Genomic DNA, 12,672 nt, shown 5'->3' on the forward strand with positions numbered 1-12,672 from the left:
AGGGTGGAGAGGATCTTGACGGTGGTGGTCTTGCCGGCGCCGTTCGGGCCGAGGAGGGCGAGGACGGTGCCGGCCGGGACCGCCAGGTCGATGCCGTCCAGGACCGGCTTGTCCCCGTAGGACTTCCGCAGCCCGGTGGCCGCGATGGCGAGCGGGGGTGAGGTCGGTGTCGTCATGCCGCAGAGCTTGCGGCCGGGCGCATTCAACGCGGTTTCACGGCGGTTTCAGCGCCCTGAAAGGCCGCCCCCGGCGGGGCCCGCGCCGGTCAGGCGGTGGGGGCAGGCGGCGGATCGAGACGAGCGCGCGCCGGATGGCCGGGGCCGAGGAGGACCACCAGGTCGTCCGCCGCCGGACGGCCGGCCCTGATCCAGCCCCGGCGCTCGTAGAAGGCCACCGCGCGGGGCGCGCGCAGGGAGGTGAGGAGCCAGCAGCGGCCTTCGGGCGCGCCCGCGGCCACGGCGTCGAGGAGCGCGGCCCCGAGTCCCGCGCCCTGCCCGCCGGGCCGGACGGCGAGCTCGTCCACCTCCCTGCCACCGCACAGCCACGCCTCCGTGCGCTCCGGTCCGAGGGCCGCGGCGGCCTCGGGGTAGCGCCGGTCGGCGGGGAACGGGGTGGGTGTCGTCCACGCGGTGACGAAGCCCAGCGCCCGGGTGCCGTCCAGGGCGACGGCGGCCGTGAACCCCCGGCGGGTGGCGTCGGCCCGCAGACGGTCCGAATAGGCATCGGCTCTGGCCACGGGTTCGTTCCACGGTGGTGCGCAGAAGGTCTCGGTGTAGACCGCGCGGAGATCGTCGGCCATGGAGACGAACTCGTCAGCGGACAGCACACGCACGACAGGGCTCACAGCGGACCACCTTCCACGAACGGGAGCGGGCGACCTCCGCGCGGCCGGATGCCGTCGCCGCGCCGGAGTGCGCCCTCACTGTTGATACTCAATCGCAGTTGCGACTGACTTGCAATAAGTGGCTGCGGTGGGAAGCCCCGGCGTCATCGCGCCGCCGCAGGGCCGTCGCCGGGGAGCCGGACAGTCGGGCAGTCGGGCACCGCGCACGGCGAGTCGGGGCCGCGCCCCGGCAGAGCGCCGCGCGAGGGGCCGGGTGGCGGGGGGCGGGTGCGCCGGGCGGCGGATGGCGGACGCTTCCCGGTCCGGCCGCCCGGCTCCCCCGCGCGCCGTCGGGCCATTGGTACAGTCGGGCGCCGTCCACCCCACCGCCGAGGAGACCGTTGGCCCATGGCCGTCGACGCCCTTGACGCCCGCATCCTGCGGCTGCTGATGGAGCAGCCGCGCACCAGCGTGCGCGAGTACGCCCGGCTGCTCGGAGTGGCCCGGGGCACCGTCCAGGCCAGGATCGACCGGCTGGAGCGGGAGGGGGTGATCACGGGGTTCGGGCCCCGGCTCTCCCTGACGGCGCTGGGCCACCCCGTCCAGGCGTTCGTGCACATCGAGACCACCCAGGGCGAGCTGGACCACGTGGCCGAGCACCTGGCGGGGCTGCCCGAGATCATCGAGGCGTTCTCCATCACCGGCGGCGGTGACCTGCTGGCCCGGGTGGCGGCCCGCGACAACACCCACCTGGAGGACGTGATCCAGCGGCTGATCCGCACCCCGGGCGTGGTGCGCACCCGCACCGAGGTGGCGCTGCGGGAGCGGGTGGCCCACCGGACGCTGCCGCTGGTGGAGTCGCTGGGGCGGTCCGCCGGGCGGGCGCGCTGACCTGCGCCCTCCCCCGGCACGGCGGCCTGGCATGCTGGGCGGCATGAGCGACCGGCCCCTCCCCGCGGTGATCTTCGACCTCGACGGCACCCTCGTGGACAGCGAACCGAACTACTTCGAGGCGGGCCGGCGCATGCTGGCGGAGTACGGCGTCGACGGCTACACCTGGGAGCGGCACACCGACTTCCTGGGCATCGGCACCCGGGAGACCATCGAGGCGCTGCGCGCGGAGCACGCCCTCGACGTCCCCGTGGAGGAGCTGCTGGAGCTCAAGAACCGCCACTACCTGGAGCTGGCCCGCACCTCCACGGAGGTGTTCCCGGCGATGCGGGAGCTGGTGGAGGCCCTGGCCGCCGCCGGGCACCCGATGGCCGTGGCGTCCGGCTCCTCCCCCCGGGCCATCGACGCGGTGCTGGACGCCACGGGGCTCGGCGCGCTGCTGCCGGTGCGGCTGTCCGCGGAGCAGGTGGGGCGGGGCAAGCCCGCGCCGGACGTGTTCCTCCACGCGGCGCGGGCCCTGGGGGCGGACCCGGCCCGGTGCGTGGTCTTCGAGGACTCCGCGCCGGGCGCGCTGGCGGCCCACCGGGCGGGGATGCGCTGCGCGGTGGTGCCGTACTCGCCCGAGCTGGCGGACGACCCCGGGTTCGCGACGGCGGAGCTGCTGGTCAGGGGCGGGCACCGGGAGTTCGACGCCGGGGCGGCCCACCGGTGGATCGTCGGCGGGTGACCGGGCGGGGCCGGTCGCCGCGGTGAGCGGGGGGCGGTCGGAAGGGGGCGGAGCTGCGCTTTGCTACGGTTCAGCGCGTGGGTACACACTTTGATGTCGTTGTCCTCGGCGCGGGCCCCGGTGGGTACGTGGCCGCCATCCGGGCCGCTCAGCTTGGCCTGAGCACAGCCATTGTCGAAGAGCGCTACTGGGGCGGGGTCTGCCTGAACGTGGGCTGCATCCCGTCCAAGGCGCTGTTGCGCAACGCGGAGCTGGCGCACATCTTCAAGCACGAAGCCAAGACCTACGGCATCCGTGTCGACGGCCAGGTGAGCTTCGACTACGGGGACGCGTTCCAGCGCAGCCGCAAGGTCGCGGACGGCCGGGCCAAGGGCGTCCAGTTCCTGATGAAGAAGAACAAGATCACCTCGTTCGAGGGGCGCGGCCACTTCACGGACGCCAACACCCTCCAGGTGACCCGCAAGGACGGCAGCACGGAGACCGTCACCTTCGCCCACTGCATCATCGCCGCGGGCGCCACGGCCAGGCTGCTGCCCGGCACCGCCCTGAGCGAGCGGGTGGTGACCTTCGAGGAGCAGATCCTCTCCGAGAAGCTGCCGGAGAGCATCGTCATCGCGGGCGCGGGCGCCATCGGCGTCGAGTTCGCCTACGTGCTCCACAACTACGGTGTCAAGGTCACCATCGTCGAGTTCCTCGACCGCATGGTGCCGCTGGAGGACGAGGAGGTGTCGGCCGAGCTGGCCAAGCGCTACCGGCGCCTGGGCATCGACGTCCTCACCTCCACCCGGGTCGACACCATCGACGACTCCGGCGAGAAGGTGCGCGTCACCGTCACCTCCAAGGACGGCGGGCAGCAGGTGCTGGAGGCCGACAAGGTCCTCCAGGCCATCGGCTTCGCCCCGCGCACCCAGGGCTACGGCCTGGAGAACACCGGCGTGCGGCTCACCGAGCGCGGCGCCATCGACGTGGACGGCCGGTGCCGCACCAGCGTGCCGCACATCTTCGCCATCGGCGACGTCACCGCCAAGCTGATGCTGGCGCACGCCGCCGAGTCCATGGGCATCATCGCCGCCGAGACCATCGCCGACGCGGAGACGATGGAGCTCGACTACGTGATGATCCCGCGGGCCACCTACTGCCAGCCGCAGATCGCCAGCTTCGGCTGGACCGAGGCGCAGGCCCGGGAGCGCGGCTTCGACGTGCAGGTGGCGAAGTTCCCGTTCATGGCGAACGGCAAGGCGCACGGCTTCGGCGAGACCGGCGGCTTCGTGAAGATCATCAGCGACGGCAAGCACGGTGAGCTGCTGGGCGCCCACATGATCGGCCCCGAGGTCACCGAGCTGCTGCCCGAGCTCACCCTGGCCCAGCAGTGGGACCTCACGGTGCACGAGGTGGCGCGCAACGTCCACGCGCACCCGACGCTGAGCGAGGCGATCAAGGACGCGATCCACGGCGCGGCCGGACACATGATCAACATGTGACACCCGGCGGCCCCGCCGCCCTCCCCCTCCTTCCGGCGCTCGCGGACACCACCGCGGGCGCCGGAGGCGTCTGCGCGGCGCCCCGCTCCCCCGCGCGGCCCCCGCCCGTGCGGCCCGCCGCGGCGATGGCCGAATGTGTCCTGTACGGGACCGGCCGGGGGCCCGGACCATCGGTGGACACCGCGGCGCGAGACCGGACAGGGTCGCAGCCGCCCGCACGGCGTGACCCCGTCTTCCGGCCCACCTCTGGAGGGTGTGCATGGCGTCCGCGCGCAGCAGTGTCCTTCTGCCCGATCCGGCCCGGCGCGGCGACGCCGGGCTGCCCACCGGGCGGACCCTGATGATCCACCCGCCGTACGTCCACGACGACTACCTGGCCGGGGACGGGCCCTTCACCCCCGACCGCCTGCCGTTCCTGCCCGTCGCCCCGCTGTACGCCGCCGAGCTGCTGGAACGCCAGGGTCTCGCGGAGGCCACCCTGTTCGACTGCCAGCTCCACGACCTGCGCGAGGCCGACGACCTGGCGGAGTACGACTCCTTCGGCATCGCCGCGATGGGCGCCCAGAACATCGCCCCGGCCGCCCGTGTGCACCGCTGGCTCACCGGTGAGCGCGGGGTGCCGCCCGAGCGGGTGCACGTCGGCGGGCAGGGCGTCGAGCGGCTGTCCGGCGAGGAGTTCGCGCGGATCTTCCCCGGCGCCCGCAAGGCCGAGCGGCAGCCGCTGGCCGGGCTGCCCGGCGCGATGGACATCGACCTGGAGCGGCAGTTGGGGCGGCTGTCCGAACAGGACCTGCGCACCTACCTCACGCACGAGCTGACCCTGCCGTTCAGCCAGGGCTGCATGTTCGGGTGCAGCTTCTGCGGGGCGCAGACACAGCAGCGGGAACGATTCTTCAATGTCCGGGCCCATCTGGAGGGCGCCTGCCGGCTGGCCAGGCGGCTCGGCCTGTCCTCCCTGTACCTGTACTGCACCTCGCTCGACTTCTTCCAGCAGGCGCTGCCCGGCGGCGACCTGGCGCTGCTCACCGGGCGCCTGGAGGTCCTGGTCGAGGTGCGGGAGCGGTACCCGGACCTGGACCTCGGGCTGCACGCGCTGACCCGCGCCGACTCCTACAACGCCGCGATGCGCTCGGAGCAGGTGCGGGACCTGGTGCTGCGGGCGGGCTTCGACCGGTTCGGCTTCGGCGCGGACGGCGCGGCCTCCGTGGAGGTGCTGCGCGCGATGCGCAAGCACGCCGACACCCTGCGCTCGGACCTGGTCACGGCGTTCCACCACATGGAGGAGAACGGCCTGGTGCCGGAGATCCTCTACGTCTTCGGCGTCCCCGAGGACACCCGCGACACGCTCGCCGAGACCCGGGCGCTGTGCGGTCTGCTGCTGGAGACCTTCCCGTCCTCGGAGTACCGCGGCTTCCCCGCGAAGAACGAGATCCCCGGGAACGCCAACTGGAACCGCCCCGGCTGGCGGGGGTCCGCCGGGCACCGCAGGCTGCTGGAGGAGCCCGACCACTTCCTCAACCTCGGGTTCGAGACACTCGCCAACGAGATCTCGCACCCGGACCCGGAGCTGCGGCTCATGGTGAACCACTACGCCGTGGACATGAGCCGGCACGCCCACGACCTGGGCCGGGTCCGCAGCTATCTGACCCTGCCGGTGGCCGACCCCGGCACCCCGCTGATGGACGAGCCCACCCTGGCCGTCTTCCGCGACGTGGTCGCCCACTACGCCCCCGACCTGGCCCCCGGCCTCACCGCGGCCAACCTCGCCGAACACCGCGCGGCGGTGAACTCGGCGATCCCGAAGGACTACTGACCCGCGGGACCGGCACTCACGCGGCCCCGGCCGCCGCGGGGCGACCCGCGGCGGCCGGGGCCGCGGCCGGTCAGGGCGGCGTCAGGAAGTCGGCGAGGGTGCCTCGGCTGCGCTGGAGGGCGTCGATGCGCTGGTCCATGGCCGCCAGCTCACCGTTGAGGATGTCCCACAGCTCCGCGCACCACTCGAACTCCGGCCGCTCGCCGCGCACGCACGGCAGCACCGTGCGGATCACCTCGGTGGTCAGCCCCGCGGCCAGCAGCGCGCGGACCTGCCGCACGGTGACCACCGCGTCCTCGTCGTAGTGCCGGTAGCCGTTCCGGCCCCGGCCGGCCTCGATCAGACCCTGCGCCTCGTAGTAGCGCAGCAGCCGCGCGTCCACCCCGGTGCGCCGGGACAACTCCCCGATCAGCATGCAACCAACCCCGTCCGCAGTTGACCTTCCTACCGGTGTCAAGGCTTAACGTCGCCTCGTGGGCGGTCATTCCGCGCACCGGTCGCCCCGGTGCGCGTGTGCCCGCCGCACGGCGGCCCCGCGTGGCCGGGTCCGCCGTCCCGTTCGCTCGATCCATTCTCCTGGAGTGACGCATGAGCACTTTCGTCGTTCAGCGCAACGGCAGGGCGGCGACCGCCGAGGACCTGGCGCCGCTCGCCTTCGCGGGCCACGCCCACTTCACCGCCATGCAGGTGCGCGAGGGCCGGGTGCGGGGCCTGGACCTGCATCTGGAGCGGCTGCGCTACGCCTCGGTGGAGCTGTTCGGCCGGGCGCTGCCCGACGACCGGGTGCGGTCCCTGCTGCGGTCGGCGCTCGACGCGGGCCCGGCCGACATGTCGCTGACGGCCACGGTGTACTCGCGGGCGGGTGAGTTCACCGCGCGCGACGGTGAACTCGAGGTGCTGGTGCGCACCGGTCCCGCGGCGTCGGGACCGCGGGGCCCGCTGGCGCTGGCGGCGGTTGGGCACGAGCGGATGCTGCCGGCCGTCAAGCACGTCGGCGAGGTGGCCAAGACGTACTTGCTGCGCCGGGCCGTCGCGGACGGCTTCGACGACGCCGCCTTCGTCGACCGCCGGGGCCGGCTCAGCGAGGCGACGATCTGGAACCTGGCGTTCTGGGACGGCACCGCGGTGGTGTGGCCGGCGGCGGAGGTGCTGGCCGGGACGACGATGGGCATCGTCCGCCGGCAGCTCGACCGCCTCGGCGTCCCCCAGCACGTCCGGGACGTCACCCTCGACGACCTGCCCGGCCTGGCCGGGGCCGTGGTGATGAACTCCTGGACGCCGGGCGTCGCGGTGCGCCGGATCGCCTCCGTGCCGCTGCCCGAGGCACCGGACTTCGTCGAGCTGCTCCACCGCGCCCACCGGGCCGAGCCGCTCACCTCGCCGTGACCGCGGCCCCGCGCCGCCGCGCCGCGCCCGCCGCGGCTCAGAACAGCTTCGCCGCCTTGCGGAGCAGTTCGGTCAGGCCGTAGAGGAACGGCAGGGTCACCCAGGCCCACGCGAACACCGCGAGCGCGATCCGGCGCGGGGGCCAGGCCGTGGGCGCCGCCCCGGCCGCCTCCGCCGCCTCCGTCCCGCGCGCCGTCCGGGCGGCCTCCGCGGCGGGGGCGCCGCCCGCGTCCCGCTCCACCGGTTCGTGGAACCTGGGGTGCACCGGGCGCACCAGCTCGTTGGCGACGATGCCGACGACCAGCAGCGCGATCATGATGGTGAGGGAGACCGAGTACAGGCCGGGACCGCTGTGCCCGGCCTCCTCGCGCTCGTCCGCGATCCGGTTGACGATCAGCGGGCCGAGCACGCCCGCCGTGGACCACGCCGTCAGCAGCCGCCCGTGGATCGCGCCGACCTGGTAGGTGCCGAACAGGTCCCGCAGATAGGCGGGGACGGTCGCGAAGCCGCCGCCGTAGAACGACAGGATCACCATGGCGCACCCCACGAACAGCGGCTTGCTGTCGTCCCCCAGCCGGGCGATCGCCAGGTACATCAGGGCGCCCGCCCCGAGGTAGACCCGGTACATGTTCTTGCGGCCGACCAGGTCGGAGGTGGACGACCACAGGATGCGGCCGGTCATGTTGGCCAGCGACAGCAGGGCGACGAACCCGGCCGCCGCGGCGCCGGTCACCGGGGTGTCCGTGTCGGCGAAGAAGTCCGTGATCATCGGCGCGGCCTTCTCCAGGATGCCGATGCCCGCGGTGACGTTCATGCACAGCACCACCCACAGGCACCAGAACTGGGGGGTGCGCACCGCGTTGCGGGCGGAGACGTTCGCGGTGGTGACCAGGGGGCGCGCGGCGGCGTCCTCGGGCCGCCACCCCGCCGGGCGCCAGCCCGGCGGGGGCACGCGCACCAGCAGGGCGCCGAGCGTCATGAACACCGCGTACACCAGGCCGTGGACCAGGAAGGTGGTGGCGATGCCGCCGGTGTCGCGGCCGAAGGAGTCCAGCATCCGGGTGGACCACGGCGAGGCGATCAGCGCGCCGCCGCCGAAGCCCATGATGGCCGTGCCGGTGGCGAGGCCCGGCCGGTCGGGGAACCACTTGATCAGCGTGGAGACCGGGGAGATGTAGCCGATGCCGAGCCCCGTGCCGCCGACGACGCCGTAGCCGAACACCACCAGCCAGTACTGCTCCAGGGCCGCGCCCGCCGACGCGACGAGGAACCCGGCCGAGAAGCACACCAGCGACACGAGCATGGCCCAGCGCGGCCCGCGCCTCTCGACGAGGGTGCCGCCGAACGCCGCGGACAGGCCCAGCATGACGATGCCCAGTTGGAACGGCAGCGCGCTGGCCGTCCCGGACAGGTCCATCGAGGACTCGAGCGGCGGCTTGAACACGCTCCACGCGTACACCTGGCCGATCGCCAGGTGCACCGACAGCGCCGCGGGCGGCACCAGCCAGCGGCTCCAGCCGGGCGGCGCGACGACGCGGGCACGCGCCGGAGGGCCGCCCTCCCCGGATCCGTCCGCGACCGCCAGTGATCCTTCGACCATTCCCGCAGGGTAGGAGCCTCGGATTCCGCTGACCAGCCATCGGGCGGAACGCGAGCCTCCACCACCCGCGCCGGACCCCGCATTGAACTCATGGGTTCACTGAGCCGGATTCACCTGTTAAATTACAGATCAGTCAGAGAAATTGAACCCACCAGTTCACCCGGGAGCGGCATCCATGATCGTCAACATCCTGCGCTTCAGCTTCAAGGACGGCACCACCGAGGAGCAGAAGGCCGAGGCCCTGGCGGCGATGCGGCGCACCGCCTCGGTCGATTCGGTGGCGTTCTCCACCGTCGGCCAGGACCTGGGCGACCCGTCGGAGGGCTACACGCACACCTACCTGGCGGCCGTCCCGGACCTGGCGGCGCTCGAGCGGTACATGCACGACCCGGTGCACATCGCGGGCGACTTCGTGCTCATGCCGCACCTGGAGAAGATCTCCCCGGTGCGGCTGTCGGACGACCCGGACCCGGAACTCAACGGCAAGGTCATGGCGCTGCACCTGGCGAAGGCCGCGAAGTACCCCGAGTGGGCCCGCCTCGTCGCCGCCCTCTCCGAGGGCCGCATCCCCGCCGACGCCTGACCGGCGTTCACCCCGGGCGGGTCAGCCCAGGAAGGTCAGCCGCACCTGGCGGCGCGGGTTGTCCACGTTCGTGTCCACCAGGACGATCGACTGCCAGGTGCCCAGGGCCAGTTCCCCGGCGATGACGGGGAGGGTGGCGTGGGGCGGGACGAGGGCGGGGAGGACGTGGTCGCGGCCGTGGCCGGGGGTGCCGTGGCGGTGGCGCCAGCGGTCGTCGGGCGGGAGGAGGTCGCGCAGGGCGGCCAGGAGGTCGTCGTCGCTGCCCGCGCCGGTCTCCATGACGGCGATGCCCGCGGTGGCGTGCGGGACGAAGACGTTCAGCAGGCCGTCGCGGCCCGCGGCGACCTCGCGGAGGAAGGCGGTGGCCTCGCGGGTGAGGTCGTACGCCGTCTCGGTGCCGCCGGTGGTGATGTCCAGGGTGCGGGAGGAGAAGGTGTCGGGCATGGGTCCATGGTGGCCCACGCGGCCCGGTCACGCCGCGGCGGCACCCCGGTCGAGGAGGGCGCGGATCTCGCGGACGGCGGTGCGGCCCGCCCGGTTGGCGCCGATGGTGCTCGCCGAAGGGCCGTAGCCGACCAGGTGGACGCGCGGGTCGGCGACGGCCCTGGTGCCCTCGACCCGGATGCCGCCGCCCGGCTCGCGCAGGCCCAGCGGGGCGAGGTGGCCCAGCGCGGCCCGGAAGCCGGTCGCCCACAGGATGACGTCCGCCGCGACGCGGGTGCCGTCGTCCCACTCCACGCCGTCGGGGGTGATCCGGTCGAAGACGGGCCTCGCCCGCATCGCCCCGCGGGCGCGGGCGCGCGCCACCGCCGGGGTGACGGCCAGGCCGGTGACGCTGACCACGCTGAGCGGGGGCAGACCGCGGCGGACCCGCTCCGCCACGCGGGCGACGGCCTCGCGGCCCGACTCCTCGCCGAACGGGCCCTCGCGGAACTCCGGGGGGCGCCGGGTGACCCAGGTGGTGGCGGCGGCCACCTCGGAGACCTCGGCGAGCTGCTGCGCCGCGGAGTTGCCGCCGCCGACCACGACGACGCGCAGCCCCGCGAACTCCTCCCGGCCGCGGTAGTCGGCGCTGTGCAGTTGGCGCCCGCGGAAGGTCTCCTGGCCGGGGTAGCGGGGCCAGAACGGGCGGTCCCAGGTGCCGGTGGCGTTGATCAGGGTGCGGGTGGGCAGCACCTCGTCGCCGCCGTCGCGCCGGACGCGCACCAGCAGCAGGCCGCCGGGGCCCGGTTCGACCGACCGCACGTGCACGGGGCGGCGCACCCGCAGGTCGAAGGCGCGCTCGTAGGCGCCGAAGTACTCGGCGACGACATCGGCCGCGGGCCTGGTCTCGTCGGGCGCGACCAGCGGCATCCCGGGCAGGTCGTGCACGCGGTGGGCCGCGCCGAGGGTGAGCGAGGGCCAGCGGAACTGCCAGGCGCCGCCGGGCCCGGGCGCGTGGTCGAGCACGGCGAAGTCGCGCTCCGGCTCGAATCCGGCGCGGCGCAGGAAGTAGGCGCTGGGCAGGCCCGCCTGCCCGGCGCCGACGACGACGGTGTCCCGTACGCGCGGGAGGCGCTGGTCGCTCACGCCTCGCGTCAACGACCGGCGGGACCGGCTGATTCCCCCCGGCGGGAGCACTCCTCGGCGGCGGCGAGCAGCGCGGCGGCGTCCTCGGGGCGCCCCTGCCGCCGTCTGAGGTCGGCGAGCCCCCGCACCGCGGCGGCCTCCCCTTCGGGCGTGCCGTCGGCGCGGGCGAGCCGGGCCGCGGCGAGGAGGTGGCCCTCGGCCTCGTCCAGCCGCCCGACGGCGGCCAGCGCGCCGCCGAGCCGCACGCGTATCCGCGCCTCCGCCGCCGGGTCGCCGCACCGCCGGGCCGCCGGCGCGCCCCGCAGATGGGTGTCCACGCACTCCCACGGGTACCAGCCGCGGGCGTAGGCGGGGCCCAGGGCGTCGCACAGGCGGACCACCAGGCCGTCGAGGCCCAGTTCCTCGGCCGCGCGCACGGCGGCGGTGAGGTTCTCCGCCTCCTCGCGCAGCAGCGCGTCGTCCGGGGACGCGGACGCGGCGGCGGCGAGTCGCGCATACGCCTCCAGCATGCGCCGCACGGCCGCGGTGCGGGCCGCGGCGGTCTCCTCGCGGGCGGCCGCGGCGGCGGCGTGCTCGCGTATCAGACGGTGCATGCGGTAGCGGCCGCCGCCGGCGTCGCGGGTGAGGAGGCGGGCGGCGGTCAGCTCCGCGAGGAGGCGGGCGGCGTCGCCGGGGGCGGTGCCGAGGGCGGCGGCGGCGACGGGGACGGTGAACTCGGCGGCGCCGTACCGGCCGGGCGGCGCGGGGTGCAGGGCGAGCAGGCGGTACAGGCGGGCGGCGCGGGCGGTCAGGGCGCGGTGGGCGGGCTCGGCGCCGGCGAACCGGGCGCGGTCGGCGGCGGGGTCGGGGCGCTCGCGGTGGCCGGCCGGCCCGGCGGCGGGGTCGCGGGGGTGGCGCGTGTCGTCCATGTGCGGCCGTCACCTCCCCTGTGCCTCGCGCCGCGTGGTGCTCCGTCCTCCACGGTACGGCCCGCCACCGACAGAGCGGCGCGGAGTTGACGGACCGTCAATCAAGGCGTCCGTCTACCGGGCCAGGCTCGCCCGGTCGCCCATCACCACCACGGGCCGCAGCTTCGGGTCGAGGGTGCGCAGCAGGTAGTCCATGGCCGGGGCGGCCACGCTCACGCACCCGGACGTGCCGCTACCGTGGTCCACGTGCAGCCAGATGCCGCCGCCGCGCTCCCGGCCCAGCGGACGGGCCGGGTCGAGCGGGGAGGTGCCGGGCACCCGGTTGTAGTCGATGGCGATGACGTGGTCGAAGTCGTGGCGGGTGCGCGGCGACCACCAGGCGGGCGGGGTGAACGCCGGGGACGAGGTGTAGGGCAGCGCGGAGCCGGGGTCGGGCAGCACCCCGCCCGCGTCGGTGAGCCCGAACACGCCGACGGGGCTCCTGCGGTCGCCCTCGCGGTGCTCGGCGGTCCAGCCCTTCCGGCCGTTGTGCGCGGGCCAGGACCGCTCGCGCACCCAGTTGCCGCCGCGCTCGCGGTACAGCACGACGGTGGACGCCGCCGATGTCGCGCGCTCCCCGTAGACGGCGACGACCTGCCGGGACGCGGCCGGGATCCGCTCGCGCATCCGCTCGCCGACGCCGGGCAGGTGGCGCGCCGGCGCGGAAGGGGACTCGGCGCGCGCCGCCTTTGTCCCGCCCGGGGCGGCGCCGGGCGCGTCCCGGCCGCTCCCGCAGCCCGCGGCGAGCACGGCGAGCAGCGCGGCGGCGGTCGCCGCGGCGGCGCGCCCGGGAACCGGTGTGCGCATGGCCGTTGACCCTCCTCACGCCGCCCCGGCGGGCGGCGGACGCTC

General features: G+C 74.8%; 14 protein-coding genes. 6 read left to right on the plus strand and 8 right to left on the minus strand.

The window, feature by feature from the left end:
* The coding region (locus ACYVO2_RS30605) for an ATP-binding cassette domain-containing protein (protein ID WP_461011351.1) at positions 1-176 on the minus strand (176 nt) is incomplete at its 3' end.
* 89 nt (positions 177-265) lie between these two features.
* A complete protein-coding gene (locus ACYVO2_RS30610) occupies positions 266-799 on the minus strand; it encodes a GNAT family N-acetyltransferase (RefSeq protein WP_461011352.1) in 534 nt (177 codons plus the stop codon).
* Positions 800-1,231: 432 nt separating this feature from the next.
* Between ACYVO2_RS30610 and ACYVO2_RS30615 the strand changes: the two genes are divergently transcribed.
* From ACYVO2_RS30615 to ACYVO2_RS30630, 4 genes are all read left to right on the plus strand, one after another.
* A complete protein-coding gene (locus tag ACYVO2_RS30615; RefSeq protein ID WP_461011306.1) occupies positions 1,232-1,714 on the plus strand; it encodes an Lrp/AsnC family transcriptional regulator in 483 nt (160 codons plus the stop codon).
* Positions 1,715-1,757: 43 nt separating this feature from the next.
* Positions 1,758-2,441: an HAD family hydrolase gene (locus ACYVO2_RS30620; RefSeq protein WP_461011307.1), complete on the plus strand. Its 684-nt coding sequence runs from the start codon at positions 1,758-1,760 to the stop codon at positions 2,439-2,441.
* Between the two features lie 77 nt (positions 2,442-2,518).
* Entirely contained in the window at positions 2,519-3,922 is a 1,404-nt protein-coding gene (gene lpdA / locus ACYVO2_RS30625; RefSeq protein ID WP_461011308.1) for a dihydrolipoyl dehydrogenase, read from the plus strand.
* 259 nt (positions 3,923-4,181) lie between these two features.
* Positions 4,182-5,735 carry a radical SAM protein gene (locus ACYVO2_RS30630; RefSeq protein ID WP_461011309.1) on the plus strand — a complete coding sequence of 518 codons (1,554 nt, stop codon included), beginning with the start codon at positions 4,182-4,184 and terminating at the stop codon, positions 5,733-5,735.
* Between the two features lie 70 nt (positions 5,736-5,805).
* On the opposite strand, the gene ACYVO2_RS30635 is transcribed toward ACYVO2_RS30630, so the two are convergent.
* Positions 5,806-6,150, minus strand: coding sequence for a MerR family transcriptional regulator (locus ACYVO2_RS30635; protein WP_461011310.1), 345 nt, complete (start codon positions 6,148-6,150; stop codon positions 5,806-5,808).
* A gap of 173 nt (positions 6,151-6,323) precedes the next feature.
* Between ACYVO2_RS30635 and ACYVO2_RS30640 the strand changes: the two genes are divergently transcribed.
* A complete protein-coding gene (locus tag ACYVO2_RS30640; protein WP_461011311.1) occupies positions 6,324-7,121 on the plus strand; it encodes an aminotransferase class IV family protein in 798 nt (265 codons plus the stop codon).
* A gap of 37 nt (positions 7,122-7,158) precedes the next feature.
* Here ACYVO2_RS30640 and ACYVO2_RS30645 read toward each other — a convergent pair whose 3' ends face one another.
* A complete protein-coding gene (locus tag ACYVO2_RS30645) occupies positions 7,159-8,721 on the minus strand; it encodes an L-lactate MFS transporter (RefSeq protein WP_461011312.1) in 1,563 nt (520 codons plus the stop codon).
* Between the two features lie 175 nt (positions 8,722-8,896).
* Here ACYVO2_RS30645 and ACYVO2_RS30650 point away from each other — a divergent pair, with 175 nt between their 5' ends.
* A complete protein-coding gene (locus ACYVO2_RS30650) occupies positions 8,897-9,304 on the plus strand; it encodes a Dabb family protein (protein WP_461011313.1) in 408 nt (135 codons plus the stop codon).
* Positions 9,305-9,325: 21 nt separating this feature from the next.
* Here the strand turns inward: ACYVO2_RS30650 and ACYVO2_RS30655 are convergent, their stop codons facing one another.
* From ACYVO2_RS30655 to ACYVO2_RS30670, 4 genes are all read right to left on the minus strand, one after another.
* A complete protein-coding gene (locus ACYVO2_RS30655; protein WP_461011314.1) occupies positions 9,326-9,748 on the minus strand; it encodes a YjbQ family protein in 423 nt (140 codons plus the stop codon).
* Between the two features lie 27 nt (positions 9,749-9,775).
* Positions 9,776-10,873: an NAD(P)-binding domain-containing protein gene (locus ACYVO2_RS30660; RefSeq protein ID WP_461011315.1), complete on the minus strand. Its 1,098-nt coding sequence runs from the start codon at positions 10,871-10,873 to the stop codon at positions 9,776-9,778.
* Positions 10,874-10,881: 8 nt separating this feature from the next.
* A complete protein-coding gene (locus tag ACYVO2_RS30665) occupies positions 10,882-11,781 on the minus strand; it encodes a tetratricopeptide repeat protein (RefSeq protein WP_461011316.1) in 900 nt (299 codons plus the stop codon).
* 114 nt (positions 11,782-11,895) lie between these two features.
* A complete protein-coding gene (locus ACYVO2_RS30670) occupies positions 11,896-12,627 on the minus strand; it encodes a L,D-transpeptidase family protein (RefSeq protein WP_461011317.1) in 732 nt (243 codons plus the stop codon).
* Positions 12,628-12,672: the final 45 nt, after the last annotated feature.

This window comes from Streptomyces capparidis (assembly GCF_054782095.1).

Coding starts and splice junctions, on each gene's coding strand:
- ACYVO2_RS30610 (WP_461011352.1), bottom strand. CDS start 799: ATGGCCGACGATCTCCGCGCGGTCTACACCGAGACCTTCTGCGCACCA.
- ACYVO2_RS30615 (WP_461011306.1), top strand. CDS start 1,232: ATGGCCGTCGACGCCCTTGACGCCCGCATCCTGCGGCTGCTGATGGAG.
- ACYVO2_RS30620 (WP_461011307.1), top strand. CDS start 1,758: ATGAGCGACCGGCCCCTCCCCGCGGTGATCTTCGACCTCGACGGCACC.
- ACYVO2_RS30630 (WP_461011309.1), top strand. CDS start 4,182: ATGGCGTCCGCGCGCAGCAGTGTCCTTCTGCCCGATCCGGCCCGGCGC.
- ACYVO2_RS30635 (WP_461011310.1), bottom strand. CDS start 6,150: ATGCTGATCGGGGAGTTGTCCCGGCGCACCGGGGTGGACGCGCGGCTG.
- ACYVO2_RS30640 (WP_461011311.1), top strand. CDS start 6,324: ATGAGCACTTTCGTCGTTCAGCGCAACGGCAGGGCGGCGACCGCCGAG.
- ACYVO2_RS30645 (WP_461011312.1), bottom strand. CDS start 8,721: ATGGTCGAAGGATCACTGGCGGTCGCGGACGGATCCGGGGAGGGCGGC.
- ACYVO2_RS30650 (WP_461011313.1), top strand. CDS start 8,897: ATGATCGTCAACATCCTGCGCTTCAGCTTCAAGGACGGCACCACCGAG.
- ACYVO2_RS30655 (WP_461011314.1), bottom strand. CDS start 9,748: ATGCCCGACACCTTCTCCTCCCGCACCCTGGACATCACCACCGGCGGC.
- ACYVO2_RS30665 (WP_461011316.1), bottom strand. CDS start 11,781: ATGGACGACACGCGCCACCCCCGCGACCCCGCCGCCGGGCCGGCCGGC.
- ACYVO2_RS30670 (WP_461011317.1), bottom strand. CDS start 12,627: ATGCGCACACCGGTTCCCGGGCGCGCCGCCGCGGCGACCGCCGCCGCG.